This is a genomic window from Gillisia xinjiangensis, from assembly GCF_046298265.1.
Lineage (GTDB): Bacteria > Bacteroidota > Bacteroidia > Flavobacteriales > Flavobacteriaceae > Gillisia > Gillisia xinjiangensis.
Window position 1 is genome coordinate 1 of sequence record NZ_JBKAHK010000096.1, and the last position, 553, is coordinate 553.

1 protein-coding gene is annotated in these 553 nt (G+C 50.6%); it reads right to left on the minus strand.

From position 1 onward, the window contains the following. Positions 1 to 553, minus strand: a 553-nt coding sequence (locus ACKGJN_RS16665) for an ABC-three component system protein (protein WP_409540691.1), incomplete at both ends; no start/stop codon positions are given.

The following is a 553-nucleotide window of genomic DNA, read 5'->3' on the forward strand; positions in this document are numbered from 1 at the left end:
ATTTCTTCTCAGAGAACAAGGCCTGATAGTCGGGATGCCAACCCACCCTCACACTGTCTGCAAGAATCTCATACGAACCGGTACAAAGCCAACGCTCATGTCTATTTCGAAAAGGTAGCTCGCTCCGGTTGGCCCAATGATATAAGGTGCGCCCAAAAACTTTTTTTAGGTCGTCTGATGACAAGTCAGCAGTATCTTGCTGAGCCAATGATTCACTCTGCCAGCGTTCGATAAGCGCTTCGTCATAGCGGCTCGATTCACCGTCAAGAAGGACATTCTCTCGTGCCCACGCAGTTCGTTGCGCTGAGGCTCGGTAATAGTCGCGCTTTCCCAATTCGACGACGGGGTCAGAGAGACCAACGCACTTCATCTGTTTGACGAAGATGTGGTTATCAGATGCGAGTTCCGCGTCCGGAACTTCTGAGACCTCTTGGTGGAGCATGAGATCACCCATACGAAATTGAGAAGCGATCTCGTCGATTTTCTGTCGAAGCGACAGAAGAGATATCGGCGGTGCCGACGCATCGGTTAGAGCTTTGACGATAGTCGCAAA